Origin of the sequence: Streptomyces sp. NPDC001843, from assembly GCF_042891955.1 — a bacterium.
Classification (GTDB): Bacteria; Actinomycetota; Actinomycetes; order Streptomycetales; family Streptomycetaceae; genus Streptomyces.
The window spans coordinates 167,752-194,732 of the sequence record NZ_JBIATQ010000009.1; the positions used below are offsets into that span (position 1 = coordinate 167,752).

General features: G+C 71.6%; 24 protein-coding genes. 14 read left to right on the top strand and 10 right to left on the bottom strand.

Annotated elements, in window-relative coordinates:
* Positions 1 to 111: 111 nt before the first annotated feature.
* Both ACFYZQ_RS23350 and ACFYZQ_RS23355 read left to right on the top strand, forming a co-directional pair.
* The gene (locus ACFYZQ_RS23350) at positions 112 to 3,951 is read left to right on the top strand and encodes a DNA-binding protein (RefSeq protein ID WP_389150844.1); all 3,840 of its coding nucleotides are present in this window, start codon (positions 112 to 114) and stop codon (positions 3,949 to 3,951) included.
* 447 nt (positions 3,952 to 4,398) lie between these two features.
* Positions 4,399 to 4,755: a hypothetical protein gene (locus ACFYZQ_RS23355; RefSeq protein ID WP_389150848.1), complete on the top strand. Its 357-nt coding sequence runs from the start codon at positions 4,399 to 4,401 to the stop codon at positions 4,753 to 4,755.
* Between the two features lie 225 nt (positions 4,756 to 4,980).
* On the opposite strand, the gene ACFYZQ_RS23360 is transcribed toward ACFYZQ_RS23355, so the two are convergent.
* Positions 4,981 to 5,460, bottom strand: a complete 480-nt coding sequence (locus ACFYZQ_RS23360; RefSeq protein WP_389150851.1) for a GNAT family N-acetyltransferase — start codon at positions 5,458 to 5,460, stop codon at positions 4,981 to 4,983.
* Between the two features lie 77 nt (positions 5,461 to 5,537).
* Here ACFYZQ_RS23360 and ACFYZQ_RS23365 point away from each other — a divergent pair, with 77 nt between their 5' ends.
* The gene (locus ACFYZQ_RS23365; protein ID WP_389150854.1) at positions 5,538 to 6,341 is read left to right on the top strand and encodes an exodeoxyribonuclease III; all 804 of its coding nucleotides are present in this window, start codon (positions 5,538 to 5,540) and stop codon (positions 6,339 to 6,341) included.
* Here ACFYZQ_RS23365 and ACFYZQ_RS23370 read toward each other — a convergent pair.
* Complete coding sequence (locus ACFYZQ_RS23370; protein ID WP_389150857.1) at positions 6,338 to 6,982, bottom strand: MerR family transcriptional regulator; 645 nt, start codon at positions 6,980 to 6,982, stop codon at positions 6,338 to 6,340. The genes ACFYZQ_RS23365 and ACFYZQ_RS23370 overlap by 4 nt on opposite strands.
* 131 nt (positions 6,983 to 7,113) lie before the next feature.
* On the opposite strand from ACFYZQ_RS23370, the gene ACFYZQ_RS23375 reads away from it, so the two are divergent.
* From ACFYZQ_RS23375 to ACFYZQ_RS23390, 4 genes are all read left to right on the top strand, one after another.
* Positions 7,114 to 8,646 carry a flavin-containing monooxygenase gene (locus tag ACFYZQ_RS23375; RefSeq protein WP_389150859.1) on the top strand — a complete coding sequence of 511 codons (1,533 nt, stop codon included), beginning with the start codon at positions 7,114 to 7,116 and terminating at the stop codon, positions 8,644 to 8,646.
* Complete coding sequence (locus tag ACFYZQ_RS23380) at positions 8,643 to 9,572, top strand: alpha/beta fold hydrolase (RefSeq protein ID WP_389150862.1); 930 nt, start codon at positions 8,643 to 8,645, stop codon at positions 9,570 to 9,572. Before ACFYZQ_RS23375 ends, ACFYZQ_RS23380 begins: the two co-directional genes overlap by 4 nt.
* A complete protein-coding gene (locus ACFYZQ_RS23385; RefSeq protein ID WP_389150864.1) occupies positions 9,569 to 10,453 on the top strand; it encodes an SDR family oxidoreductase in 885 nt (294 codons plus the stop codon). Before ACFYZQ_RS23380 ends, ACFYZQ_RS23385 begins: the two co-directional genes overlap by 4 nt.
* Before the next feature lie 124 nt (positions 10,454 to 10,577).
* Positions 10,578 to 10,805 carry a hypothetical protein gene (locus ACFYZQ_RS23390; RefSeq protein ID WP_389150867.1) on the top strand — a complete coding sequence of 76 codons (228 nt, stop codon included), beginning with the start codon at positions 10,578 to 10,580 and terminating at the stop codon, positions 10,803 to 10,805.
* Positions 10,806 to 10,866: 61 nt separating this feature from the next.
* Here ACFYZQ_RS23390 and ACFYZQ_RS23395 read toward each other — a convergent pair whose 3' ends face one another.
* The gene (locus ACFYZQ_RS23395) at positions 10,867 to 14,157 is read right to left on the bottom strand and encodes a S41 family peptidase (protein ID WP_389150869.1); all 3,291 of its coding nucleotides are present in this window, start codon (positions 14,155 to 14,157) and stop codon (positions 10,867 to 10,869) included.
* A 165-nt stretch (positions 14,158 to 14,322) separates the two neighbouring features.
* On the opposite strand from ACFYZQ_RS23395, the gene ACFYZQ_RS23400 reads away from it, so the two are divergent.
* The 6 genes from ACFYZQ_RS23400 (at position 14,323) to ACFYZQ_RS23425 (ending at position 19,942) form a co-directional block, all read left to right on the top strand.
* The gene (locus tag ACFYZQ_RS23400) at positions 14,323 to 14,928 is read left to right on the top strand and encodes a TetR/AcrR family transcriptional regulator (RefSeq protein ID WP_389150872.1); all 606 of its coding nucleotides are present in this window, start codon (positions 14,323 to 14,325) and stop codon (positions 14,926 to 14,928) included.
* 151 nt (positions 14,929 to 15,079) lie between these two features.
* Complete coding sequence (locus tag ACFYZQ_RS23405) at positions 15,080 to 17,317, top strand: MMPL family transporter (RefSeq protein WP_389150875.1); 2,238 nt, start codon at positions 15,080 to 15,082, stop codon at positions 17,315 to 17,317.
* Positions 17,318 to 17,459: 142 nt separating this feature from the next.
* Positions 17,460 to 17,795, top strand: coding sequence for a hypothetical protein (locus tag ACFYZQ_RS23410; RefSeq protein ID WP_389150878.1), 336 nt, complete (start codon positions 17,460 to 17,462; stop codon positions 17,793 to 17,795).
* Positions 17,792 to 18,637: an EamA family transporter gene (locus tag ACFYZQ_RS23415; protein WP_389150880.1), complete on the top strand. Its 846-nt coding sequence runs from the start codon at positions 17,792 to 17,794 to the stop codon at positions 18,635 to 18,637. Before ACFYZQ_RS23410 ends, ACFYZQ_RS23415 begins: the two co-directional genes overlap by 4 nt.
* 66 nt (positions 18,638 to 18,703) lie before the next feature.
* Positions 18,704 to 19,594 (top strand): NAD(P)-dependent oxidoreductase, encoded by an 891-nt coding sequence (locus ACFYZQ_RS23420; protein WP_389150883.1) that lies wholly within the window; start codon positions 18,704 to 18,706, stop codon positions 19,592 to 19,594.
* A gap of 72 nt (positions 19,595 to 19,666) precedes the next feature.
* Positions 19,667 to 19,942: a DUF1876 domain-containing protein gene (locus tag ACFYZQ_RS23425; protein ID WP_388802370.1), complete on the top strand. Its 276-nt coding sequence runs from the start codon at positions 19,667 to 19,669 to the stop codon at positions 19,940 to 19,942.
* A gap of 16 nt (positions 19,943 to 19,958) precedes the next feature.
* On the opposite strand, the gene ACFYZQ_RS23430 is transcribed toward ACFYZQ_RS23425, so the two are convergent.
* From ACFYZQ_RS23430 to ACFYZQ_RS23455, 6 genes are all read right to left on the bottom strand, one after another.
* The gene (locus ACFYZQ_RS23430) at positions 19,959 to 21,134 is read right to left on the bottom strand and encodes a serine hydrolase domain-containing protein (protein ID WP_389150885.1); all 1,176 of its coding nucleotides are present in this window, start codon (positions 21,132 to 21,134) and stop codon (positions 19,959 to 19,961) included.
* A gap of 82 nt (positions 21,135 to 21,216) precedes the next feature.
* A complete protein-coding gene (locus ACFYZQ_RS23435) occupies positions 21,217 to 21,663 on the bottom strand; it encodes an organic hydroperoxide resistance protein (RefSeq protein WP_389150887.1) in 447 nt (148 codons plus the stop codon).
* Positions 21,664 to 21,769: 106 nt separating this feature from the next.
* Positions 21,770 to 22,228: a MarR family winged helix-turn-helix transcriptional regulator gene (locus ACFYZQ_RS23440; protein ID WP_389150889.1), complete on the bottom strand. Its 459-nt coding sequence runs from the start codon at positions 22,226 to 22,228 to the stop codon at positions 21,770 to 21,772.
* The gene (locus tag ACFYZQ_RS23445; RefSeq protein ID WP_389150892.1) at positions 22,225 to 23,010 is read right to left on the bottom strand and encodes an energy-coupling factor ABC transporter ATP-binding protein; all 786 of its coding nucleotides are present in this window, start codon (positions 23,008 to 23,010) and stop codon (positions 22,225 to 22,227) included. The genes ACFYZQ_RS23440 and ACFYZQ_RS23445 overlap by 4 nt, the downstream gene beginning before the upstream one ends.
* Entirely contained in the window at positions 22,998 to 23,759 is a 762-nt protein-coding gene (gene cbiQ / locus ACFYZQ_RS23450) for a cobalt ECF transporter T component CbiQ (RefSeq protein WP_389150895.1), read from the bottom strand. The genes ACFYZQ_RS23445 and cbiQ overlap by 13 nt, the downstream gene beginning before the upstream one ends.
* Before the next feature lies 1 nt (position 23,760).
* The gene (locus ACFYZQ_RS23455; protein ID WP_389150897.1) at positions 23,761 to 24,798 is read right to left on the bottom strand and encodes an energy-coupling factor ABC transporter permease; all 1,038 of its coding nucleotides are present in this window, start codon (positions 24,796 to 24,798) and stop codon (positions 23,761 to 23,763) included.
* Between the two features lie 142 nt (positions 24,799 to 24,940).
* Here ACFYZQ_RS23455 and ACFYZQ_RS23460 point away from each other — a divergent pair, with 142 nt between their 5' ends.
* A complete protein-coding gene (locus tag ACFYZQ_RS23460) occupies positions 24,941 to 25,270 on the top strand; it encodes an SsgA family sporulation/cell division regulator (RefSeq protein ID WP_388802348.1) in 330 nt (109 codons plus the stop codon).
* Positions 25,271 to 25,293: 23 nt separating this feature from the next.
* Here the strand turns inward: ACFYZQ_RS23460 and ACFYZQ_RS23465 are convergent, their stop codons facing one another.
* Positions 25,294 to 26,964, bottom strand: coding sequence for a penicillin-binding transpeptidase domain-containing protein (locus ACFYZQ_RS23465; protein ID WP_389150899.1), 1,671 nt, complete (start codon positions 26,962 to 26,964; stop codon positions 25,294 to 25,296).
* Between the last annotated feature and the right edge of the window lie 17 nt (positions 26,965 to 26,981).

The window sequence follows — 26,981 nt, forward strand, 5'->3', positions numbered from 1 at the left end:
CTGACCGAAGAAGGCGCCTCGGGTTTGCCCTCCTGCCGCGGGCGCACATACCTTCTACGGCCACAAAGCCGCCTTCATGGGGGAAGCGGGCGGAGCGGGGGAGAGTCGTCGATGGCGGGGCGTCCGGAAAGTCCACTGGACCCCAGTGCGGGTCATGTCCAGCGGTTCGCTGCCGATCTGCGCAAACTCCGGGTGGACGCGGGCAGTCCGACCTACCGGGTGATGGCGCAGCGCTCGGGGCACGGGGCGAGCACGCTGTCCCAGGCTGCCGCGGGGGAGCGGCTGCCGACCCTGCCCGTCGCCCTCGCCTACGTGAAGGCCTGCGGGGGCGACCCGGAGGAATGGGAGTCCCGGTGGCGTGAGGCGGCTGCCGAGGTGGCGGCCGAGCCCCGCACCGAGGACGAGGAGGCCGAACCGCCCTACCGGGGCCTGGCCCGCTTCGAACCGTCGGACGCGGCCCTGTTCTTCGGTCGGGACCAGTTGATCGACGAACTGGTGGCGTTGACAGCCAGGGCACGTCTCACGGCCGTGGTCGGGGCGTCCGGGAGCGGGAAGTCGTCACTCGTACGCGCCGGCCTCGTACCCCGCCTGCGCAGCACCGAGGATCCACGGCTGCGTCCGGCGACGGTGCGCATCATCACCCCGGGCGACCATCCGCTGCGTACGCACGGCGAGCGGTTGACGGCTGTCGAGGGCTCCGAACGGGACACCTGGCTGGTGGTGGACCAGTTCGAGGAGATCTACACGCTGTGCACCGACCGGGAGGAACGGGCTCTCTTCGTCGACCGGCTCCTGGCCGCGCTGGATCCGGCCAATCGGTTGAGGGTGCTGATCGCGGTGCGGGCCGACTTCTTCGGGCGGCTGGCCGGCCACCGCCCGCTCGCCGACGCACTGCGCGACGCCACCCTCCTCACCCCGCCCATGAGCCGTGACGAATTCGGTGAGGCCATCGTCAAACCGGCACAGGCAGCCGGCCACATCGTCGAACGCACCCTGACCGCGCGCATCGTCGCCGAGGTCGAGTCAGAGCCCGGCGCGCTGCCGCTGATGTCCCACGCCCTGCTGGAGACCTGGCGCCGACGAAAGGGCCGCGCGCTGACCGAGGCGGCGTACGAGGCGGCCGGCGGCCTGCACGGCGCCATCGCCCGCACCGCGGAGCAGGCCTTCGGCGGGCTCACCACCGCCCAGGCGGACCGGGCCCGGCGCATGCTGCTGCGCCTGGTCACCCCCGGCGACGGCACGCAGGACACCCGCCGCCCCGCCGACCGTGCGGAACTCGTCGGTCCGGGTCCGGGGAAGGCCCGGGACGATGCCGCCCTGGTCCTGGAACGCCTGGCCAGGGCCCGGCTGATCACACTCGACGGCGACACGGTGGACCTCGCGCACGAGGCGGTGATCACTGCCTGGCCCAGGTTGCGCGGTTGGATCGACGCCGAACGCGACCGGCTTCGCGCCCACCGCCAACTGACCGAGGCGGCCCGCGTCTGGCGGGACCTGGACCGCGATCCCGGAGCCTTGTACCGGGGCACCCGTCTGGCGACGGCCCAGGAGATCTTCGCGGCACCGGAGCAGCGTGGGGATCTCACCGAGCTGGAGTGGTCCTTCCTGTCCGCCGGACTCGCCGCCGCGGAGCAGGAACGCCTCACGGCCGCGCGCACCGCCAGACGCACACGCACCTTTGTCGCGGCCCTCTCCGTCGTCGTCGTACTGGCTGTCGTGGCCGCACTCGTGGCGTGGCAGCAGAACCGGTCGGACGAGCGCAGACGGATGGAGGCCGAGGCCCGCCGCGTCGCCGCCGTGGCGGAGAGCCTGCGCCCTACGGAGCCGAGGACCGCCCTGCGTCTCAGCCTCGCCGCCTGGAAGGTCGCCGACCTGCCGGAGACCCGTTCGGCGCTGCTGGGGTCGCTGGCGCAGCCGAATCAGGACGCCTTCCGGCTGCCGGGGCTTTCCGACGCCGCTAGCGTGGACCTCAGTGCGGACGGACGCCTGGCTGTCGCCGTGGAAGAGGGGCAGGCCACACGGTGGGACGTGCGCGCCCATCGTCGGCTGTCGTCCTTCCACGTCGCCGAGTCCACCGATGATCCGTCCCTTTCGATGGACAGGTCCCTTTCGACGCGCATGGTCCTCTCTCCGGACGGACGGACCCTGGCGGTCGGCACCGGCCGGGACGTGAACCTGTACGACGTACCGACGGGGAAGCCGACCGGGCGGTTGCCGGACGTCTACGGGGCGGACCTCTCCTTCGGCCCCAGCGGGCGGACACTGCTGCTCGCCGTTACGGCCGACAACTCGCCTCCCGTCATCCGGCTTTGGGACGTGCGCCGTCACAAACTGCTGTTCAAAGCCAGCCGGGTCGAGCCCGCCGGAGTGCCTGCCGACCTGGGCTGGCTCCGCGGCAGCTCGGGCAACGTGGCCGTGGCCTCGGCACTCAGCGGCGTCGTGGCCGTCAGCGCCGACGACCGCTTCCTCGCCGACTGCTCGCACGACAGACTCGAGATCTGGGACGTCGGGACGCACCACCGGTCACCAGGTTCCTGGACGTCGCTGCGCGGCCCTCAGTGCATGTCGGCGGAGATAAGCTTTGTTCCGGGCGCCCACGAATTCGCTGTCACCACCGATCGCGGAGTGCGGATCTGGGACGTGCCGTCGGGCAGGGAACGGACCGGCATCGGCCAGGACGGCCTCGACACCACCGCGTACACGCCGGACGGCCGGTTCGTCATCGGATCCGACGGCGGCCAGGTGTTCCTGTGGCGGCTCGACGCTCCGCAGGCTCCTGTGTTCCGGGCCCCCGTGGCGGGGGCGGGATCCTGGAACCTCCGGCTCGACCGGCACGACGGTGTGATCCGGTACGTGTCGAATGACGCCAGCCCCACGGTGTGGTCACTTTCCCTCGGCCACGCGTTCCAGCCGGGCTTCCGGCCGGACGGCACCACGAGCGCCGCCTTCAGCCCCGACGGCCGACTGCTCGCTGTCGCGCGGCAATCGGGCGGCAGACACCGCCTGCGCCTGATCGACGTGGCACACAACACAGAGGCGGCGGATGAACTGCCCACGGCCCCGTGTCCGGTGGCCGAAGGGGAACCGACCTGCACGGACATCATGGCTTTCTCTCCCGATGGCCGGACCATGGTCTACTCCACCACCGACAACGACTACGACAGCGAGCCGGCTCTCACCGTGGTGAACAGCCGCCGCCCGGCCCGCCCGGCCACCTTCGGCATCACCACGAGGTCCGACGAGGGGCCGACGGTCGAGTCCCTCGCGCTCGACAGCGAGGGAAACGCACTGGTGTCACTGAACGGTGAGCGGACGGAGAGATGGGACACACGCCGTCACGTCCGAACCGGCCGATGGCGGGGCGTCGCGGGGGAATCCCTGGCGCTGAGGGATGACGGCCGGCTCCTGGTGAGCCTGGACGGACACGTCACCGACCTCACGTCCGGCAGAACAACGCGCCACACCCTCACCCAGACGACCCCCACGGTAGTGGCGTTCACCCACGACGGTACGCGGCTCGCGGCCGGCGACGATTCCGGATGGGTCAGCCTCTGGGACGGCCACGCCCGGCGGCGCCTGGGTGAACTGCCCGCCGACTCCTCCCGCGCCTCGGACGATGAGGACGGCGACGGGGTCTCGGCGATGACCTTCTCCCATGACGGCACAACTCTGGCCGTCGGCACGGACGACGGCCTCGTCCGTCTCTGGGACGCCTCGACCGGGCTGGCGATCGGCTCTCCTCTGTACAGCACGGGAGGGCCGGTCGAGGCGCTGGCCTTCGGCGGTGACGACCGCGCCTTGTACCTGTCGAGCGAGCATGTACCGCTGGAACGCTACGACATCGCCCCGGACACGGTCGCGGCCGACATCTGCCGACGCGTCGGCACAGGCCTGTCACGGTCCCAATGGGGAACATACGTGCGCGACGTCCCGTACCGCGGCTTGTGCTGACCGCAGGTCGGGACAGGGACCACGGCACGTTCGGCCTCCATCCTGTCCGAGCTCCGGCGCGTTCGGGACGGTCGATGCGCCTGGGCTAGGAGTTCGCGCGACCGGACGTCAGTGAGCTCCGGACCGGTATCGGGGCTCACGTCCTCACCGTTACCGTCGAAGGACAGCTCGGGCAAGTCCTCATCGAGGTCGGCCAACAGGCCGCGCACCCACGTTCGCGCCCCATCGTTGGCGGCTCAGTCGACCGTGATTGCCGTACCCGGTCAAGCCGGTGAATACCTACACGGTTATGGCCGCAGGTCCGCGAAAATGCCTCGGCCCCGGTCCGCCGCGCCGCTACTGTGCTGCCGGTACGTCGTTCACCGACGAGGGGCTGAGTCGTGCTGACCGCTTCGCACCCACCGTAGGTACCTCTGGAGAGCCCAGAGGGCCCTATGGAGGCTCTCGATGTCCAGGACTGTTCGTACGACTCCCCGGCGACTCCGCGTCCGAGACGGCGCAGCGGAGTTCATGTCCCTGTACGACCTGCGCTACACACATGCTGAACTGGCCCAGGCCGCCCGCGAAGGCCGTCGCCCCGCCCCGACGAAGACACTGCGCCGGATCACCTCCTGGCAGCCGTTGCTGCTCGACCGCAGAGACGGCTCGTTCTCCGCCGCGGTCGCCACGGCTGAAGGCCGGGCCCGGCTCCGGGGCCGGCTCGAAGCCCAGCGGATCCGCGGACTGCACCACGCAGGCCACGACCTCGACGACGTGGACATCCCTCCGGTCCGCCACCGGCACGATGAGCTCTGGCATGCGTAGGAGAAGAGGTGCGTAGGGGGCGGGTCGTGGCAGTGACTCGGTCGCCGCGCCGGAGGGCATGCTCGGTGATGTGGCGGCCCAGCCCGCCGGAGGCGCCGTGCGGCAGGGACCCGGAGAGCAGGCCCGACGACTCGTCGACCTCCTCATGGACGCTCTGACCAAGGACTCGACCGCGAGCTGAGCTCAAATCGCCGGAGGTGCGTCAGCCGACGTCCGGCGCACGCCTCACCGCAGGGCCTTCGCGAAGCAGCGGCTGTCCTCGTAGTGGCGGTAGTAGCCGAACTTGGTGCACGGCTCGTAGCCGCTGGAGGTGTACAGGGCGATGGCCTCCGGCTGCTTGAGGCCGGTCTCCAGGACCATGCGGAGGCGGCCGGCCTCGCGGGCGTCGTCCTCCAGAGCGGCCAGCATGCGGCGGGCGAGGCCCCGGCCGCGCAGCTCCTCGATGACGTACATGCGCTTGAGCTCGGCGTCGCCGTCCTCGTTGCCCTCGTCGTTGGCGTCCTGGCTGCGCCAGCCGCCCGTGGCCACGGGCCGGTCGCTCTCGTCGTAGGCGATCAGGTAGACGCCTCTCGGCGGCCGGAAGTCCGACGCGTCGAGGACCGTGGCGTCACCGCCGTCGCCGTAGCGCAGGTGGTACTCGGCCTGAACCTCGTCGTTGAGCTTCACGGCGTCGGGGTGGTCGAAGGGCACGCGGTGAATATTCATGCTGGGCATCGTACAATCATGCATAGTCAAGGACTGGTGGAATCAGGGCCCGTCCAGTGTGCCGGTATCGTGCCCGGGTGCTGACAGTGACCTCGGTGAACGTGAACGGACTGCGGGCCGCCGCGAAGAAGGGCTTCGTGGAGTGGCTCGCGGACACCTCGGCGGACGTGGTGTGCCTGCAGGAGGTGCGCGCCGAGCCGCGGCAACTGCCCGAGCCCGTACGGCAGCCCGACGGCTGGCACGTCGTCCACGCCCCCGCCGCCGCCAAGGGCCGTGCGGGCGTCTCCCTGTACACGCGGCGTGAACCCGACCGGGTCCAGGTCGGGTTCGGCTCCGCCGAGTTCGACACCAGCGGCCGGTACGTCGAGGCCGACCTGCCCGGGGTCACCGTCGCCTCCCTTTACCTCCCCTCCGGTGAGGTCGGCACCGAGCGGCAGGAGGAGAAGGTCCGCTTCATGGGCGAGTTCCTCGCCCATCTCAAGGGCCTGCGCGAGCGCGCCGCCGCCGACGGGCGCGAGGTCCTCGTCGTCGGCGACTGGAACATCGCCCACCAGCAGGCCGACCTCAAGAACTGGCGGTCCAACACCAAGAACTCCGGGTTCCTGCCGGAGGAGCGGGAGTGGCTGAGCCGGGTCTACGACGAGACGGACGGCGGGTACGTCGATGTCGTACGGGCGCTGCATCCCGATACCGAGGGGCCGTACTCGTGGTGGTCGTACCGCGGGCGGGCCTTCGACAACGACGCCGGCTGGCGCATCGACCTGCATGTGGCCACCCCCGGGCTCGCGGCCAGGGCCGTCAAGGGCTTCGTGGAGCGGGCGGCCACCCACGCCGAACGGTGGTCGGACCACGCGCCGGTGACGGTGGTCTACGACCGCTAGCTCTGCTTGCGCTGCCGTCGGTCCAGGGCCAGTGACAGTTCCGCCTCCACCACACTGCGGGCCAGCGGGCGCAGGCGACCGAGGTCCTCCTCGCCGGCGTGGCGCAGGACGAGGTCGGTGAAGAGGGCGGCGAGGGCGTCGGCGTGTTCGCGGACGTGCTTGCCCACCGCGAGGACCTCCGCCAGCGGGATGCCCTCGCGGACCAGGGCGGAGGAGACGTCCAGCAGGCGGCGGCTGATGTGCACGATCTCGTCGCCGTCGGTGCCCAGGTAGCCCAGTTCGAGGGCGGCGGCGAGGTTCTCCGGGGTGACCTCGCCCTCGAAGCGGGCGGCGAGCTCCTCGGGGGTGAGGCGGACCGGCTCCTCCTCGGTGGGGGCGCCGACGCCCAGCAGGTCGGCGACGTCGCGGCCCTGGTCGAGGGCCTCGGCCAGTTCCGCGATGCCGTTCAGGGTGTGCCCGCGCTCCAGCAGGGCCGAGATCGTGCGCAGGCGGGCCAGGTGGTGGTCGTCGTACCAGGCGATGCGGCCCTCACGGCGGGGCGGCGCTATCAGCTTGCGTTCGCGGTAGAAGCGCAGTGTGCGCACTGTGATGCCGGCCAGCCGGGCCAGCTCCTCCATGCGGTACTCGCGCTTGTCCGTCACGCCCGCACTTTATGTCGTACCCGGGGTAACTTCCTCGTCCCGCCCCCTACCGGTCGGTACGGAGCTGCTCTACAGTCCCATTGCGCCAGTGTTCACTGGCGGAGTCCGACGCGATGCCTGGAGGCTTCGGGATGGCCGAACACGAACACGTACGCGAGCACGTACGGGTGGCGGTGATCGGGTCCGGATTCGGCGGGCTGGGCGCGGCCGTGCGGCTGCGCCGTGAGGGGATCACCGACTTCGTGGTCCTGGAGCGGGCCGGCAGCGTCGGCGGCACCTGGCGGGACAACAGCTACCCGGGCTGTGCCTGTGACGTCCCGTCACATCTGTACTCGTTCTCCTTCGCGCCGAACCCCGACTGGCCGCGCGCCTTCTCCGGGCAGGAGCACATCCGTGCGTACCTGGAGCATGTGACCGACGTCTTCCGGCTGCGTCCCCACATCCGCTTCGGCTCCGAAGTGAAGCTGATGACCTGGGACACCGAGAGGCTGCGGTGGGACATCGAGACGAGCAGCGGCTCGCTGTCGGCGGACGTCGTGGTCTCCGCCACCGGGCCGCTGTCCGACCCGAGGATCCCGGACATCCCCGGTCTGGACTCCTTCCCCGGCAAGGTCTTCCACTCGGCCCGCTGGGACCACGACTACGACCTCACCGGCAAGCGGGTCGCGATGGTGGGGACGGGGGCCTCGGCCATCCAGATCGTGCCCGCCGTCCAGCCCCGCGTCTCCCGGCTGACCCTCTTCCAGCGCACCCCGCCGTGGGTGCTGCCCCGTGTGGACCGGGCGATCGGCGGGGTGGAGCGGCGGTTGCACCGGGCCCTGCCGTTCACCACGCAGCTCAGGCGCGGACTGCTGTGGGGCATCCGGGAGTTGCAGGTCCAGGCGTTCACCAGGCACCCGGAGGAGCTCGGCCTGGTCGAGCGGTTCGCCAGGCTCAACATGGCCAGGGCCGTCAAGGACCCGGCCCTGCGGGCCAGGCTGACCCCGGACTACCGCATCGGCTGCAAGCGGATCCTGCTGTCCAGCGAGTACTACCCGGCCCTCGCCCGCCCCAACGTGGACGTCGTCGCCAGCGGGCTCGCCGAGGTGCGTGGGTCGACCGTCGTCGGGGCCGACGGAAGCGAGGCCGAGGTGGACGCGATCGTCTTCGGCACCGGCTTCCACGTCACCGACATGCCCATCGCCGAGCGGGTGGTCGGGGCGGAGGGCGTCACCCTCGCCGAGGCCTGGAAGAAGGACGGGATGCAGGCGCTGCGCGGGACTTCCGCCGCCGGGTTCCCCAACTGGCTGTCGATCATCGGGCCCAACTCCGGCCTGGCGAACTCCTCGATGATCCTCATCATCGAGTCCCAGCTGAACTACATGGCGGACTTCGTGCGCCAGCTCGACGTCCTCGGCGGCCGGGTCGCCCTCGACGCCCGCGCCGACGCCGTACGGGCCTGGAACCACAAGGTGCAGGAGCGTATGAGGCCCACGGTGTGGAACACCGGCGGCTGCACCAGCTGGTATCTGGACTCCAGTGGCCGCAACACCACCATCTGGCCGGGTACCACCGCGGAGTTCCGCCGGGCGACCCGGCGGGTGGAGCTGGCGGAGTACCGGGTCGTCCGGCAGACCGCCACGAAGAAGACCACCTCCGCCGACCCGAGCGAGGTCACCGCATGAGCCGCCCCACTCATGTGACCTCCGGCCCGTACGCCCCGCCCACCCCCGGCCGTGTCCTGACGGCCGTCTCCGCCGACGGCGCCCGGCTGCACGTCGAGGTGCACGGCCCCGAGGACGCGCCCCCCGTCGTCCTGGCCCACGGCTGGACCTGCTCGACCGCGTTCTGGGCGGCGCAGATCCGGGACCTGGCCGCGGACCACCGGGTCATCGCCTACGACCAGCGAGGCCACGGGCGCAGTCCGGCCGGCCCCGCGTGCACCGCCGAGGCGCTCGCGGACGACCTGGAGGCGGTGCTCGCGGGGACCCTCGCGCCCGGGGAGAAGGCCGTGATCGCGGGCCACTCCATGGGCGGGATGACGCTGCTGGCCGCCTCCGGGCGGGCCCGCTTCCGGGAGCACGCGGCGGCTGTTCTGCTGTGCAGCACGGGCAGTTCGCGGCTGGTCGCCGAGTCGCTCGTGGTGCCGTTGCGTGCCGGCCGGGTGCGCGCCTGGCTGACGGCGCGCATCCTAGGCTCGCGCGCCCCGCTGGGGCCGGTCACGCCTCTCGCGCAGGCCGTCCTCAAGTACGCCACCATGGGCGCCGGTTCGGCCCCGCACATGGTGGAGGCGTGCGCGCGGATCGTGCACGCCTGCCCGCGCGCCGTGCGTCACTCCTGGTCGCGGGTGCTGGACACGCTCGATCTCGACCACGGGGTACGGGAGTTGAGTGTGCCGACGGTGGTGGTCGTGGGCACGGCGGACCGGATGACCCCGCCGGTGCACGCGCGCTCGCTGGTGGCCGCACTGCCGCACTGCGTGGGCAGTGACGAGTTGGCCGGCGTGGGCCACATGACGCCGGTGGAGGCACCGAAGCTGGTGACCGGCAGGATCCGGGAACTGGTCCGCGAGTACGTGACGGTGACGGACACGGTCAGGGAGGGCGCATGAGCAGGGTCGGTCTCGAGGGTCAGGTCGTGGTGGTCACGGGAGCCGCGCGCGGTGTCGGTGAACTGCTCGCCCGGAAGCTCTCCGCGCGCGGTGCCACGGTGGCGCTGGTCGGACTGGAACCGGAGGCGCTCAAGGAGGTCTCGGCGCGGCTGCACGGCGACAGTGACCACTGGCACGCCGACGTCACCGACCACGAGGCCATGTCCCGGGTCGCCCGGGAGGTCAAGGAGCGGTTCGGCAAGGTCGACGTCGTCGTCGCCAACGCCGGGGTGGCCACCGGGGGCCCGTTCGTGGACTCCGATCCGGAGGCCTGGCGGCGGGTGATCGAGGTCAACCTGATCGGTTCCGCCGTGACCGCGCGCGCCTTCCTGCCGGTGCTGATCGAGAGCCGGGGCTATCTGCTGCAGATAGCCTCGCTCGCCGCGATCACCCCGGCGCCGATGATGACGGCGTACTGCGCGTCCAAGGCGGGTGTCGAGGCGTACGCGCACAGTCTGCGGGCCGAGGTCGGGTACCGGGGCGTGCGCGTCGGCGTGGCCTATCTGTCCTGGACCGACACGGACATGGTGCGCGGCGCCGACCAGGACGAGGTGATGCGCGAGCTCAGGCAGCGGCTGCCATGGCCGGCCAACAGGACCTATCCGCTGGGCCCGGCGGTCGACCGGATCGTGGCCGGGATCGAGCGCCGCGCCGGCCACGTGTACGGGCAGTGGTGGCTGCGCGGGATGCAAGGGGTGCGCGGGTATCTGCCGGGGATCGTCGGCACGGTGGGACAGCGGGAGATGCGCCGGTTCGCGCCCCGGCTGCGGGGCATGCGCACGGGTCTGGTCGGCGCGGGCGGGGCGGCTGACGAGCAGGAGCGGTCGGTGCGGCGAAACTGACTCCGGACCAGCGGGTGTTACGCACCGTTAATGATCGAAATGCGTACCGTGTCCGCCCGTGTGAATCTGGTCGAGGCCCCACCGAGGGGCCAATTCCCCTCACCCACCACGGGAGTGAACCCACATGGGTATGAAGGACCAGTTCCAGGAGAAGGCCCGCGGCATGCAGGAGCAGGGCAAGCAGAAGGCCGGCGAGGCCCGTGAGAAGGCCGGGCAGCGTGGCCAGCAGTCCCCGCAGCGCGGCCAGCAGTCGCCGCAGCGCGGCCAGCAGCCGCGTGAGCGTGGTCGTCACGAAATGGACGACACCGAGCGCGAGATGGAGGACCGCTTCAGCCAGGATTACGACGCCTGACGCGGTCTCCTGACCGGAAGGGGCGCCCCCTTGGCGGGCGCCCCTTCCCTCGTGCGGGCCCTCAGCCGTCAGGCTGCCGTCGCGGCGGCAGCTTGGGCCGCGACCGGTCGGGTATGTCCCGGTGGTCCGGCGGGGTCGCCGCGGGCTGGGTGGTCAGCAGATCGATGGCCAGCACCACCGCGTCGTCCAGTTGTGCGTACCGGCCCTCCGCCCAGTCCAGCGGGGTGCGCAGGGCCTCCAGGTCGGGGGCGACGCCGTGGTTCTCCACGGACCAGCCGTAGGCGTCGAACCAGGCCGCGTTCATGGGCACGGTGATCACCGTGCCGTCGCCCAACCGGTGCCGTCCGGTCATGCCGACCACACCGCCCCAGGTGCGCTGCCCGACCACCGGCCCGATCCGCAGCAGCTTGAAGGCCGCCGTGATCATGTCGCCGTCGGAGGAGGTCGCCTCGTCGGCCAGCGCCACCACGGGTCCGCGGGGCGCGTTGGAGGTGTACGACACCGGCTGGGCGTTCCTGGTCAGGTCCCAGCCGATGATGCTCCGGCTCAGCTTCTCGACCACCAGCTCGCTGATGTGCCCGCCCGCGTTGCCGCGCACGTCCACGATGAGCGCGGGCCGGGACACCTCCATGCGCACATCCCGGTTGAACTGGGCCCAGCCGGAGCCGCCCATGTCGGGGATGTGCAGGTAGCCGCACTTGCCGCCGCTCAAGTGCCGCACCACCGCCCGGCGTTTGGCGACCCAGTCCTGGTAGCGCAGGGGACGTTCGTCGACGAGCGGGACGACGGCGACCCGGCGTGCGGGGCCCTGCTCGCCCTCCGCCGGCGCGAAGGTGAGCTCCACCGTCGTACCGCCCGCCCCCGCCAGCAGCGGGTACGGCCCCGTCACCGGATCCACCGGCCGGCCGTTGACATGGGTGAGGACCGCGCCCTCCCGGATGCCGGTGCCGGCCAGCGGGGAGCGGGCCTTGGAGTCGGAGGAGTCGCCGGGCAGGATCCGCCGGACCGTCCAGCCGCCGTCCCGGCGCACGAGGTTGGCGCCGAGCAGGCCCTGCCGGCGCTGGTACGGGGAGGGGCCCTCGTTGCGGCGTGCGGCGCCGACGTAGGCGTGCGACGTGCCGAGCTCGCCCAGCACTTCGCGGAGCAGGTCGGCGAACTCGTCGGGGGAGGCGACGTGTTCGACGAGCGGCCGGTACTGGTCGAGGACCGCGTCCCAGTCGATGCCGCACATGTCCGGGTCCCAGAAGTACGCCCGGATCAGCCGGCCCGCCTCCGCGTACGCCCCTCGCCATTCGGCGGCCGGGTCGACGGTGTGCAGGATCCGGCGGGCGTCGATCCAGGTCGTCGTGTCGGCGTCGCCGGACTCGGTGGACGGCACCGCCCGCAGGTCGCCCTCGTCGACCACGACCAGCCGGGTGCCGTCGCCGCTCACCGCGAACCAGTCGAGATGGCCGACGAGTTCGGACTTCTTCGCCCTGCTGATGCTGAAGTGCTCCAGTGTCGGCCGGCCGGTGGTGTCGTCCGGGTTCGCGAACGTCTCGCCCAGCGCCCCGGAGATCGGCCAGCGCAGCCAGACCAGGCCGCCACCGGCGACCGGTTGCAGCGCGGAGTACTTGGAGGCGGCGACCGGGAACGGCGTCACCCGGCTCTCCAGCCCTTCGGCCTCCACGGTGACCGCACCGGCCTCACCGCCGTCCTCGTCGTCGAGCGGGTCCAGGCCGCCGGCGGCCGGCCGGCCCTCGGGGTTCAGGGCGAAGGGGGAGGGGGTCGCCGAGGACAGGGGAACCAGGTAGGGCTTGCAGCCGAGCGGGAAGGACAGGTCCCCGGTCTGCACGTCGTACACCGGGTCGAAGCCCCGCCAGGACAGGAAGGCCAGGTAGCGGCCGTCCCAGGTGAACACCGGATTCTCGTCCTCGAAGCGGCCGTCGGTGACGTCGACGATCGTCCGGTCCTTGATCCGGGCCAGCTTGATCTGCCGCAGGGTGCGGCCGATCCCCGGATGCGACCAGGTCAGCCACGCCCCGTCGGGGGAGAAGGCGAGATCGCGCACCGGCCCGTTGACCGACCGGATCAACTCGGTGACCTCGACCCCGGGGCCGTCGGGGGAGTCCCCGGCGGCGTCGTCCGCCTCGGTCACGTCGAGCAGCAGCAGCCGTCCGTCGTGCGCGGCGACGGCCAGCCGTTCCCCGTCGGGGTCGGCGACCATCTCCAGGACGCGGCCCAGCCGGCCGGAGGCCAGCCGGCGCGGCGCCCGGTCACCTGTTGCCCGGGGGAGGTGGGCGATCTCGACGGCGTCCTCGCCCTCGGCGTCGGTGACGTAGGCGATCTGCCCGGTCGAGCCCAGCATCTCCGGGAGCCGGACGCGCACCCCGGGCGTGTCCGTGATCGTGCGGGCGGGGCCGTCGCGGTGGGTGAGCCAGTACAGGGAGCCGCGTACGACGACGGCGCTGGCCCGGCCCGTCTCGTCCACGGAGACGCCGTCGACGTGCTGGGCGGCCGGGATCTGGTACGTACGGCGGCCCGCGCGCGGCCCGGACAGGCGTACGTCCAGCCTGTGCGGTTCCGAGTCCGGCGCCAGGTCGTCGACCATCCACAGGTCGCCCGCGCACTGGTAGACGATCCGGGTGCCGTCGCTGGAGGCGTGCCGGGCGTAGAAGGCGTCGTGGTCGGTGTGCCGGCGCAGGTCGGTGCCGTCGTACGCGCAGGAGTAGAGGTTGCCGACGCCCTCGTGGTCGGAGAGGAAGGCGATCCGGCCGCCGACGAACATCGGCGAGTGCAGGTGCCCGCCGATGTCGGGCAGCAGCCGCTCACCGTGCAGCCACAGCCGGCCCGTGGCGCCGCCCCGGTAGCGCTTCCAGGAGGCCGGTTCGTGCGGCGGGGTGCCGGTCAGCAGCAGGGTCCGGTGCGCGCCGTCGACGTCGGCGACCTGGATGTCGGAGACGGGACCCCAGGGCAGCTTGCGGCCCGGGTCGCCCTCCGGGGTGATCTTGTAGGCCCAGGTGAAGTGGGAGAACGGCTCGCCGTGGGAGGCGACGGCGAGGATGTCGCTGTGGCCGTTTTCGTCGGGTGGGGTCCAGCCGCAGACCTGGGTGTCCGGGCTGCCCCAGTAGGTCAGTTGCCGGCCCGGTCCGCCGTCGACCCCGACCAGGTGGATCTCGGGGACGAGACTGCGCCAGGACGTGCAGGCGATGTGGCGGCCGTCGGGCGAGAAGCGGGGGTGGCCGGCCTTGGTGCGGTCGACGGTGAGCCGCCAGGCGCGGCCCGGGGAGTCGAGGGGGGCCAGCCAGAGGTCGTCCTCGGCCACGAAGCACAGCAGATCGCCGCTGAGGTGCGGCAGTCGGAGATAGCTCACCTCCCCAGGCTTTCCCCGGGGACGGAAGGGAGCAACTCGTGAGGAATGACCCCGTTCCGACCAGGCGTGACCCACAACACGTACGAAACGGTTTCGTTTCGTAGAGCGCTGCGCTACATTCGTCCTGTACGAAACCGAGTCGTTCAGAGCAGGAGGGTGAGGGAGATGACCGAGGTCGCCACCGGGCGTCGCAGTCGGATCACGCCCGAGCGCGAGGCCGAGCTGTACGAGGCCGTGCTCGACCTGCTCCGAGAAGTCGGCTACGACGCCCTCACCATGGACGCCGTGGCCGCCCGCACCCGGTCCAGCAAGGCCACCCTCTACCGCCAGTGGGGCGGCAAGGCCGAGCTGGTGGCGAAGGCCGTACGGCACAACAAGCCGGGCGCGCTCGGCCTCGGCGACATCGACACCGGGTCGCTCAAGGGGGACCTGCACGCCCTCACCATGAGCTCGGACGACTGCGAGATGGAGCAGAACTCCGCGCTGATGCGGGGCCTTGCCATGGCCGTGCACAGCAACCCGGACCTGCTGAAGGCCTTCCGCGAACATCTCATCGAGCCGGAGATGGCGGAGATCCGCCGCGTGGTGCGGCGGGCTGTCGACCGGGGCGAGGTCCGCGCGGACAACCCGGCGATCGACTACATGATGCACATGATGCTCGGCGGGTTCGCCGCCCGCACGATGCTCGACGAACTGCCGCCGACGCAGGCCTTCCTCATCTCGTACATCGACGCCGTCGTCCTCCCCGCCCTCGGCGTCACCACCGGCTGAACCCCCTCCCCAGCACCGGCTGAACCTCCTCCCCAGCACCGGCTGAACCCCTTCCCCAGCAAGCCCACCACCTGACGTAACCGCTCACGTCGTCGGGCTGATCACCCCTGCCCAGAAGAACGCCAAACGACCTGACCGGGAGTACGCCTCCGTGGCCACTTTCCTCTACAAACTCGGCCGACTCGCCTTCCGGCGACGGCACTTCGTCGCCCTGATATGGGTGGCGCTGCTCACCCTCGCCGGGGTTGGCGCCGCCTCCGCGCCCGCCGCGGGCAACACGTCCTTCTCCATCCCCGGAACCGAGGCCCAGAAGGCCTTCGACCTGCTGGAGCAGCGCTTCCCCGGCACCACCGCCGACGGCGCGACCGCGCGGGTCGTCTTCAAGGCGCCGAGCGGCGAGAAGATGACGGACACCGTCAACAAGGCGACCGTGAAGAAGACGGTCAAGGAGCTTTCACACGGCTCTGAGGTCACCTCCGTCGCCGACCCCTACAAGGCCCACGCCGTCAGCAGGGACGGCCGGATCGCCTACGCGTCGGTCAGGTACAAGGTCTCCGGCATGGAGCTCGAGGACTCCTCGCGCGACGCCCTCAAGGAGGCCGCGCAGCAGGCGCGGGACGCCGGGCTCACCGTGGAGATCGGCGGTGACGCGCTCACCGCCACGCCCGAGACCGGCTCCAGCGAGGTCATCGGCATCGCCGTCGCCGCGGTCGTCCTCGTCATCACCTTCGGCTCGCTCCTCGCGGCCGGATTCCCGCTGCTCACCGCGATCATAGGCGTCGGTATCGGCGTCTCCACGATCACCGCGCTCGCGTCCGCGCTCGATCTGGGCACGACCACCTCCACCCTGGCGTCGATGATCGGCCTCGCCGTCGGCATCGACTACGCCCTCTTCATCGTCTCCCGCTACCGCGCCGAACTGGCCGAGGGCCGCGAACGCGAGGACGCGGTCGGCCGCGCCGTCGGCACGGCGGGCTCCGCGGTGGTCTTCGCGGGCCTGACGGTCGTCATCGCCCTGGTCGGCCTGTCCGTGGTCAACATCCCGATGCTGACCAAGATGGGTGTCGCGGCCGCCGGTACGGTCGCCATCGCCGTGCTGATCGCCCTGACGCTGATCCCGGCGCTGCTCGGCTACGCGGGCCGCAGGATCAAGCCCGCCGGTGAGAAGAGCAAACTGCTCGGCGGCGGCCGCGCCAAGAGCGCCGGGAAGCAGGCCCGCCCCAACATGGGCACGCGCTGGGCGAGTTTCGTCGTACGCCGCCCGGTGGCGGTCCTCCTCCTCGGCGTGGTCGGACTCGGCGCGGCGGCGATCCCGGCCGCCTCGCTCGAACTGGGCCTGCCCGACGACGGCTCCCAGCCGACGTCCACCACCCAGCGCCGCGCCTACGACCTGCTCTCCGAGGGCTTCGGGCCCGGCTTCAACGGGCCGCTCATGATCGTCGTCGACGCCAAGGACAACGCCCACCCGAAGGCCGCCTTCACCGAGGTCGGCGACGAGATCAAGGGTCTCAAGGACGTCGTGACGGTGACCCCCGCCGCGCCCAACAAGGCCGGCGACACCGCGACGATCACCGTGATCCCGAAGTCCAAGCCGTCCTCCGCCACCACCGAGGACCTGGTCCACGCCATCCGTGACAAGGGCGCGGGCATCACCGCCAGGACCGACGCCAAGGTGCTGGTCACCGGCTCCACGGCGATGAACATCGACTTCTCCCAGAAGCTGAACGACGCGCTGCTGCCGTACCTGGCCCTGGTGGTCGGCCTGGCCTTCCTGCTGCTGATCCTGGTCTTCCGCTCGATCCTGGTCCCGCTGAAGGCGGCCCTCGGATTCCTGCTGTCGGTGACGGCCGCGCTGGGCGCGGTGGTCGCGGTCTTCCAGTGGGGCTGGCTGTCCGGCCTGTTCGGCGTGGAGCAGACCGGACCGGTCATGTCGATGATGCCGATCTTCATGGTCGGCGTCGTCTTCGGCCTCGCGATGGACTACGAGGTGTTCCTCGTGACCCGGATGCGGGAGGCGTACGTGCACGGGGAGAAGCCCGCCCAGGCGGTCGTGACCGGCTTCAAGTACAGCGCGCGGGTGGTGACGGCGGCGGCCGTGATCATGATGGCTGTCTTCTCCGGCTTCATCGGCTCCAGCGAGTCGATGATCAAGATGATCGGCTTCGGACTGGCGATCGCCGTCTTCTTCGACGCGTTCATCGTCCGCATGACGATCGTCCCGGCCGTGCTCGCCCTGCTCGGCAGGAAGGCCTGGTGGCTGCCCGAGTGGCTGGACCGCGTACTGCCCGACGTTGACGTCGAGGGCGAGGGCCTGCGCAGGCGGGACGAGTCCCGTGCCGGGGACGGGTCCAGGGACGGGGACGGGGACCGGGAGCCGGTGCGCGTCTGACGCCCCGCTCCTGATCGCGACCGCCGGTGAGGGCGCCTTGGGGACGGCGCGCCCTCACCGGCGGTCGGCTGTGCGTCCCCAAAAAAGCGGGCCACGCGAAGCCGGTCGCCTGCCCGGTACACGTACCACTAGCGTGCCGGGCATGACGACGACAGCCGCCACCGACGCCGACGGCACCGGTGCCCACCCGCGTTTCGCCGCCGCCCTCGACGAACTCGGTCTAGGGGAGCTCCGCTCAGGCAACCGCCGCTACCCGGAGGCGACCCGTACCGCCGGGGAGGCCGCGGCCGCGATCGGGGGCGTGCCGCCCTTCGGGCAGCGGACCCGGACGCGGGTGCTCGCCGACGGGGGGCTTCTCGGCCACGACCTCGTGTGGACCACCGCCGGTACCCCCTACGCCGTCTTCCCCATGGACCCCGGGACGCTGGTCACCCACGCCGGCGCGACCCTGGCGGACGTGCGCGAGCGCACCTCGTGACGCCGCTGGTCACCTGCGCCGTCCTGCTCGCCGCCGTCACCCACGCCAGCTGGAACGCCATCGCCCACCGGATCACCGACAAGCTCGTCGGGTTCACCCTGATCATGACCGGCGGTGTGCTGATCGGACTGGTCCTGGCGTGCTTCGCCGACCTGCCGACGGGGAAGGCGTGGCCGTATCTGATCGCCTCCGCGGGCATCCACTTCGTGTACGTCGTCCTGCTGATGACCTCCTTCCGGCTGGGCGACTTCGGACAGGCCTACCCCATCGCCCGCGGCTCCGCGCCCATGCTGGTCACGGTGCTCGCCGCCGTCTTCGCGCACGAGATGCCCGACGGATGGGCGGCGGCCGGGATCGCGCTGTCCTGTGCGGGGCTCACCGGCGTCGCCCTGTGGGGCCTGCGCGGACGGCGCCCCGACTGGGCGGCGATCGGGGCGGCGCTCGCGACGGGGACGGCCATCGCCGCGTACACCGTCGTCGACGGGCTGGGTGTACGGGCCTCCGGCACCGCCCTCGGATACACCGCCTGGCTGATGGTGGTGCAGGGGCTGTGGATGCCCGCGTACGCCCTCTGGCGGTGGCGGCGGGAGACGGTCGCCGTCCTGCGGCCCTTCGCCGGCCTCGGCCTGTCCGGCGCCGCCCTCTCCGTCGCCGCCTACGGCCTCGTCCTGTGGGCCCAGACGCGGGCCGAGCTGGCGCCCATCGCCGCCCTGCGGGAGTCCTCGATCATCGTCGGCGCGGCCATCGGGGCACTGTTCTTCAAGGAGCGCTTCGGCCTGCCGCGGATCGCCGCCGCGGGACTCGTGGTGGTCGGCATCGGGCTGATGCTGCACACCGGATAGCGGGCGTGCGGGTGCCGCGTACGGGAAGCTGAGGCCTGTACGCGACAGGGAACAGGAAGTGACGTGATGACCGACAAGCTGACCGTGAGCGTCCTCGGCACCGGCATCATGGGTGCCGCGATGGCCCGGAACATCGCCAGGGCCGGACACTCCGTCCGCGTCTGGAACCGCACCCGGGCCAAGGCCGAACCGCTGGCCGCGGACGGCGCGCACGTCGCCGGCACGCCCGCCGAGGCCGTAGAGGGGGCCGACGTCGTGCTGACCATGCTGTACGACGGTTCCGCGGTACGGGAGGTCATGCGCGAGGCCGTCCCCGCCCTGCGCTCCGGCACCGTCTGGGCGCAGTCCACCACCGCCGGGATCGAGGCCGTCGCCGAGCTGGCCGGGTTCGCCCGCGAACACGGTCTGGTCTTCTACGACGCCCCGGTGCTGGGCACCCGGCAGCCCGCCGAGGCCGGACAGCTCACCGTGCTGGCCGCCGGGCCGGAGGAGGGGCGGGAGAAGGTCACGCCGGTGTTCGACGCGGTCGGCGCCCGTACCGTGTGGGCCGGCGACGACGCGGCGGCGGCCGGGGCCACCCGGCTGAAGCTGGTCGCCAACAGCTGGGTGCTGGCGGCCACCGCGGCGGCCGGGGAGGTGCTGGCGCTGTCGAAGGGGCTCGGTGTCGACCCGAACAGCTTCTTCGACCTCGTCCAGGGCGGCCCGCTCGACATGGGCTACCTGCGGGCCAAGTCCCGGCTGGTGCTGGAGGGGGAGCTGACCCCGGCCCAGTTCGCGGTGGCCACCGCGGAGAAGGACGCCCGGCTGATCGTCCGGGCCGGCGAGCGGGCCGGCGTACGGCTCGACGTCGCCGAGGCCACCGCCGAACGGCTCGCGCGCGCCGCCGCGCAGGGGCACGCGGACGAGGACATGGTCGCCGCGTACTTCGCCAGCTTCGACGAGAAGCCGACGTCCTGACGAACCGCCTCCGACGTGACGGGGCAGGCCCCGAGGAGCACCCTGGAATCAGGGTTCTCGGAGGTGGTCCTCATGATGCACACCACGGTGGGATGGCACGTCGAGCTCGAGTTCCAGGAGGACGACCAGCACACGCGGGCAGCGGCCATGGTCCGCTTGCCCGACGGCACGGAGGTGCGGGCGCACGGCCAGGCCAGCCGTCACCGCACCGACTCCAACCAGCCACGGGTGGGCGAGGAGATCGCGGGCGCCCGCGCCCTCAACGAGCTGGCCATGGAGCTGCTGACCAAGGCTCACGGGGAGATCGACGAGGCGTCCGGCCGGACGTCCCACCCGATCCACATCTGACCCGGCCCGAGGTCCGTCAGCGGGCGTCCGGCAGGGACTTCCGTACCGCTCGCACCAGTGCCTGCGCCCGGGGGTCCGCGGTCACGCTGGTGCGCAGGCCGTTGGTGACGTAGCCGAAGGCGACGCCCGTCTCGGGGTCGGCGAAGCCGAGGGCGCCGCCGCGGCCGGGGTGGCCGAAGGAGCCGGGGCCGAGCAGCGGGGACGCGCTGCCGTGGAGCATGTAGCCGAGGCCGAAGCGGGTGTTCACGACGAGCACCCGGTCGGGGCCCGCGGAGTGCTCGGTGCGGGCCAGCCGGACCGTCTCCGGGGTGAACAGGCGCGTGCCGCCGTCCACCTCGCCGATCAGCGAGGCGTAGAAGCGGGCCAGGCCGTCTGCGGTGGCGATGCCGTTGGACGCCGGCAGGGCGGCGGCGCGGTAGGCGGGGGAGTTCTCGTCGGGCAGCGGGGTGATCGCGGCGAAGGCGCGGCGGGTCAGGGAATCGGGGTCGGCGTAGGCCTCGGTGACCGCGCGCTTCGGGCGGACCTTCAACGCACCCGACTTCTCGGGGGCCTCGATCCGGCCGATCCGGCCCACGCGTCCGGCCTGCTCCTGAGGCAGGCCCAGCCACAGCTCCGCGCCGACCGGGCCGGCGATCCCGTCCGCGATCCACTCGCCCATCGGGCGGCCGGTGACCCGCTGGAGCAGAGCACTCGTCAGCCAGCTGAACGTCTGCGCGTGGTAGCCGTGGTCGCTGCCCGGCTCCCACACCGGTGCCTGGGCGGCGACGGCCGCCGCGCCCAGGTCGGGGTCGGCGGCCTGCTCCGGGGTGAGCGGCCGGTCCAGGACGGGGACACCGGCGCGGTGCGCGAGCAGGTCCCGGACCCGCGTGTGCTCCTTGCCCGCCGTCTTGTACTCCGGCCAGTACTCGCCGACCGGGGCGTCCAGGTCCAGCTCACCGCGCTGGTGCAGGAGCAGCAGCGCGGCGGCGGCGACGCCCTTCGTCGCTGAGCGCACGATCTGGGCCGTGCCGCGCTCCCAAAGTGCGGTGCCGTCGACGTCTCTGCTGCCGGCCCACAGGTCCACGACCTTGTGCCCGTCCCGGTACACCGCCACGGCCGCGCCCCGTTCGCCGAGCAGCTCGAAGTTCGCCGCGAACGCCTCCCTGACCGGCTCGAAGCCCTCGGCCACCGCACCGTTCACGTCCGCGTCCACGTCCACCGTCCTGCACTTCCCTCCGGCTCGCCTTCGACAGCGGGTGCAACATCCGCCGTGCGCCTGGGATTCCTGGGTTCCGTCAGCCGAGGACGATCGTCACATCGATGTTGCCGCGCGTGGCGTTCGAGTACGGGCACACCTCGTGGGCCGCGTCCACCAGCTTGCCGGCGATGTCCGGGTCGAGGATCGGCAGGGAGACGCTGAGGGCGACCGCGAGGCCGTAGCCGCGGGTCTTGTTCGGGCCGATGCCGACCTTCGCGGCGACCGTGGAGCCGGTGAGGTCGTAGCCCGCGCGGTTGCCGACCAGGATCAGCGCGTTGTGGAAGCAGGAGCTGTAGCCGGCCGCGAAGAGCTGCTCGGGGTTGGTGCCGTCGCCGTCGCCGCCCAGCTGCGGCGGCATCGCGACCTTGAGGTCGATATGGCCGTCCTGGCTGGTGACATAGCCGTCCCGGCCGCCGTGTGCGGTGGCCTCGGCTACGTACATGATCTTGGTCGGGCGGGTGTCGGCAACGGTGCCGTCAGTCATGGTCGGCCTTCCACGGAACAGGTGCGCACAAGTACATCGTGCACAAGGTACTGGCCGGTAGGCCCGCTGTCGCCGCCCGGGTGAGGTAACTGTGGGTAACTCGCGGTCATCCGGTGGACGGCGCGCGGGCAGCGCGTTCCGCGAGCCTCCACAACTCCTCACGCAACCGCGCGACCTCCGCTGGATCGAGCCCCGTCGTCGTCAGGAGGGCACCTGGTACGCGCGCCGCCCGCTCGCGCAGTTCCTCCCCGCGTCCCGTGCACGCGACCAGCACCGAGCGCTCGTCCCGCGCCGAGCGCTCCCGGCGCACCAGGCCCGCCGCCTCCAGCCGCTTCAGCAGCGGCGACACCGTGCCGTAGTCGAGGCGCAGGGCGCCGGCGAGGTCCTTCACGGTCGTCTCGCCGCGCTCCCACAGCACCAGCAGGACCAGGTACTGCGGGTAGGTGAGCCCGAGCTCGTCGAGGAGCGGGCGGTACGCGGCCGTCACCGCGCGCTGGGCGGCGTACAGCGCGAAGCACAACTGCTCGTCAAGGAGCGGTGCCCCGGACTCCTCCTGATGTGTCACGCGCCCATTGTCACGGACCGGGGGTCGAAGCCGAAGGGCAGTTCCAGGCGGTGGGCGCGCATCAGCGTGTCGTCGGAGAGCAGCTCGCCGGTCGGGCCGTCGGCGGCGATCACTCCGTTGCTGAGGATCAGCGAGCGCGGGCACAGTTCCAGCGCGTACGGCAGGTCGTGCGTGACCATCAGGACCGTGACGTCCAGGGAGCGCAGGATGTCGGCCAGCTCGCGGCGGGAGGCCGGGTCGAGGTTGGAGGACGGCTCGTCCAGGACGAGGATCTCCGGCTCCATGGCGAGCACGGTCGCCACCGCCACCCGGCGGCGCTGCCCGAAGGACAGGTGGTGCGGCGGCCGGTCGGCGAAGTCCTGCATGCCGACCCGCTCCAGGGCGGTGCGCACCCGCTCCTCCAGCGCGGGCCCCTTGATCCCGGCCGCCGCCGGTCCGAACGCCACGTCCTCCCGCACGGTCGGCATGAAGAGCTGGTCGTCGGGGTCCTGGAAGACGATGCCGACCTTCTGTCGGATCTCGGCCATGTGCTTCCTGCCGACCGGCAGCCCGGCCACGGCCACCGTCCCCGTGCCGCCGCCCAGGATGCCGTTGAGGTGCAGTACGAGGGTGGTCTTGCCGGCGCCGTTCGGCCCCAGCAGCGCGACCCGCTCGCCGCGCGCGACGGAGAAGTCGACGCCGAACAGGGCCTGGTGCCCGTCGGGGTAGGCGAAGGCGAGGCCGGAGACCTGCAGGGAAGCAGTGGTCACGGCGTCGGTCACAGCATCAGTCACAGGGTCCATCCCAGCAGACAGACGACGAGGGCGGCCGAGGGGAGGGCGAGGGCGTACGACCACTGCGCCCGGGACGCGGTCACCTCGTCGATCACCGGCATGGAACCGGCGTAGCCGCGGCTGACCATGGCCAGGTGGACCCGCTCGCCGCGTTCGTAGGAGCGGATGAACAGCGCGCCGGCCGACTTCGCGAGCACACCCCAGTGCCGTACACCGCGGGCCTCGAAACCGCGGGACTCCCGGGCGATCCGCATGCGGCGCATCTCGTCGGTGATGACGTCGCCGTAGCGGATCATGAAGGAGGCGATCTGGACCAGCAGCGGCGGCAGCTTCAGACGCTGCAGGCCGAGGAGGAGTTCGCGCAGTTCGGTGCTGGCCGCGAGGAGGACGGACGCGGCGACGCCGAGGGTGCCCTTGGCGAGTACGTTCCAGGCGCCCCACAGCCCGTTCACGCTCAGGGACATCCCGAGCACGCCGACCCGCTCGCCCTCCGCGACGAACGGCATGAGCACCGCGAACGCCACGAACGGCACCTCGATCAGCAGCCGCCTCAGCAGGAAGCCGGCGGGCACGCGCGCGGCGCGGGCCACGAACGCGAGCAGGGCGGCGTACAGCGCGAACGCCCACATCGCCTCGCGCGGAGTGGACACCACGACCACCACGAAGGCGAAGGCGGCGGCGAGCTTGGTGTGCGGCGGCAGGGCGTGCACGGGGGAGTGCCCGTGCCGGTAGAGCCGGTGTGCGTGCCCGGCGCCCATCTCAGGCGGCCTCGGCCGGTTCGCTCGCCCGGCGCCTGCGGGCGACCACCCAGAACACCGTGCTGCCGACGACGACGGTGAACCCGACGCCGATCACCCCCGCGAGACCGCCGGACAGGCGGGCGTCGGAGATGTCCTTGACGCCGTAACCGGCCAGCGGGGAGTCGGAGCTAGCGTGCCGTCCCGTCTTCTTGTCGATGCCCTTGTCGTGGGCGACCTTCTCCAGACCGTCGGGATTGGCCGAGGCGTAGAAGCTGACGAACCCGGCGAGCACCAGCGAGGTGACCAGGCCGGTGATCCACAGCCCGCGGCGCGAGGTCCGTGCGGCGGCCGGCACCGGCGTCGCGGGAGCGTCGACCAGCTCGCCGTCCACGCGCAGCTTCAGCCGCTGCCGGAGGCCACGGGCGCCGTACACCAGGTCCGGCCGTACGGCGACGACCGCGCCGACGGTGAGCGAGGTGATCACCGCCTCGCCGATGCCGATGAGGACGTGGACGCCGATCATCGCGGTGGCGACCTTGGAGATCGCCACGTCGGTGGTGCCGCCGACGGCGTAGATCAGGGTGAAGGCGACCGCGGCGGCCGGCACCGACACCAGCGCGGCGACGAAGGAGGCGACGGTGATCGAGCGCCGCCCGCGCGGCAGCACCTTCACCAGGCCGCGGAAGACGGCGTAGGAGACCACGGTCGTGACGATCGCCATGTCGGTGACGTTCACGCCGAGCGCGGTGAGGCCGCCGTCCGCGAAGAGGATGCCCTGCATGAGCAGGACGACGGACACGCACAGGACTCCGGTGCACGGGCCGACGAGTATCGCGGCCAGCGCGCCGCCGAGCAGATGGCCGCTGGTGCCGGCGGCGACGGGGAAGTTCAGCATCTGCACCGCGAAGATGAACGCCGCCACCAGTCCGGCCAGCGGCGCCGTGCGTTCGTCGAGTTCACGCCGGGCGCCGCGCAGGCTCACGGCGAGGGCGCCGGCGGCGACCACACCGGTGACCGCGGAGGTGGGGGCGTCGATGAATCCGTCAGGTACATGCACCGTTTGATTTTAAAGGCTTGTTGCGAACCCCTTGCAAGAGCGAGGCGACGGCACGGTGCGCGCAAATCGGAACATATGCGACATTGGAGGGGAGGTGGTCGCACGACTTCCACACAGGTCGCTGAGGGTAAGGGGCCGTCCGATGTCCGTAGTCGAGCAGTACGCGCGAGCCCACATAGTCACCGACGAGGACAATCCGGACGATCCCGCCGTCCCGGTGGTACTGCGCTACGACCCCGACGCCGACCCGCGGTCGGTGCGGGTCGGCCTGCCCGGGCCGCACGAGTGGACGTTCTCCCGGTCGCTGCTGGAGCAGGGGTTGACGGCTCCGGCCGAGAGCGGGGACGTACGGGTGTGGCCGCTGGGCCGGGTGCAGGCCGTGGTGGAGTTCCACGACAAGCAGGGCGTCTCGGTGGTGCAGTTCGACCTGAAGCCGCTCATACGGTTCCTGCGCCGGACCTACACGGCATAGCCCCGCCCCGCTCTTGGGGCCGGTCAGCCGCCCATCTTCAGCAGGGCCGCCACGATCGGTCCCGCGGTGTCGCCGCCGTGGCCGCCCGCCTGGACGACACCGGCAGCCGCGAGGTCGCCGCGGTACGCGGTGAACCAGCCGTTGGGCTTCTTCTGGCCGTCGACCTCCGCCGAGCCGGTCTTGGCGCCGTAGTCCGGGCCGAGGCCCGCCATCGCCTTGGCCGCCGTGCCGTAGGTGGCCGTGTACTGCATGACCTCCTTCAGCTCGGCCCGCGTCTTCGACGACATCGTGCGGGAGGCCTTCGCCACCGTGCGCTTGTCCACGGTCGGAGAGACGAGGTACGGCTGGTGGAAGACACCCGTCTCCACCGTCGAGGACACCGAGGCCATGTTCAGCGGGTTCATGCGCACCCCGCCCTGTCCGATCAGCGACGCGCCCATCTGCGCACCGCTCTGCACCGGGACCGAGCCGTCGAAGGTCGGGACGCCGATGGCCCAGTTGTTCATGCCGAGGCCGTAGACCTGCTGGGCCTCCTTCGTCAGGTCGCTGTTCGACAGCTTCGGTGCGAAGTTGATGAAGGCGTTGTTGCAGGAGGCCCCGAAGGCCAGCTTGAACGTGCCCTTCTTGATCTCGGAGTCGTCGTCGTTGTGGAACGTCCAGCCGGCGAGTTTGTACGTCTTGGGGCAGGGGTGCGACTCGTCGGGGTGGACGAGGTCCTTCTCGAACAGCATCGTCGACGTCACGATCTTCATCGTGGAGCCCGGCGCGAGGGAGCCCTGGAAGGCCGTGTTGAAGCCGTGGTCGGTGTTGGCCACCGCCAGGATCTCGCCCGTCGAGGGACGCATGACCACCACCGACGCCCGCGCCCGCTTGCTCACCTGCTTCTCGGCGGCGGCCTGGAAGGCCGGGTCGAGCGTGGTCTTCACCGTGCCCGGTGTGCCCTTGCTCAGTTCGAGGAGCGTCTTGTCGGACAGCTTCGCCTTCGTCGACGCCTTGCCGCGCACCACGCGCAGCTCCACGCCCGCCTTGCCGCCCGCGACCTTGCCGAACTTCTCGCGCAGCCCGTCCAGGACGGTGCCCAGCGACGGGAACCTCGCGGCGGTCACCTCCGCGCCGTCGCGGTCGAGCGCCTTCACGGGCGGAGTGCCGGACTCGCCGGTGACCAGCTTGTCGCCGTCCCTGAGGTCGGGGTGGACGACGGAGGCGTGCCAGTCGACCAGCGGCTTGCCGTCGCTCGTCCGTCGTACGACGGTGAGCGTGCTGTCGTAGGCCAGCGGTTTGCTCATGCCCTTGTACGACACCGTGCACTTCACGCGGAAGGGGACCTTGGCGCCGGTGCGGGCGCCGACGGCGACGGTGACGTCCTTGAGGTGGGCGTCCCTGGTGTAGCCGGTGAGCAGCGAGGCGGCGGCCGAGGACTTGTCGGTGGCGGCCGCGGCCTGCGTGACCTCGCCGTGCTGCCAGGCGGTCAGGAAGCGCTCGGCGGTGGTGCGCACCTCGGTCGCGGACAACGGGCCGGTCTTCACCGGCTTGTGGGTGGAGGAGGCGGAGTGCTTGCCGTCCTCGGCCGCCGCACCCCCGTCGTACAGCGCGTAGACACCGAGCCCGGCGCCACCGACGACCACGGCGATCATCCCGCCGAGCACCGCCGGCGAGGTCTTCCGTCGCTCGGCGACGCGTCTTCTATTGCCCACAGCTTCCGAATCCTCCG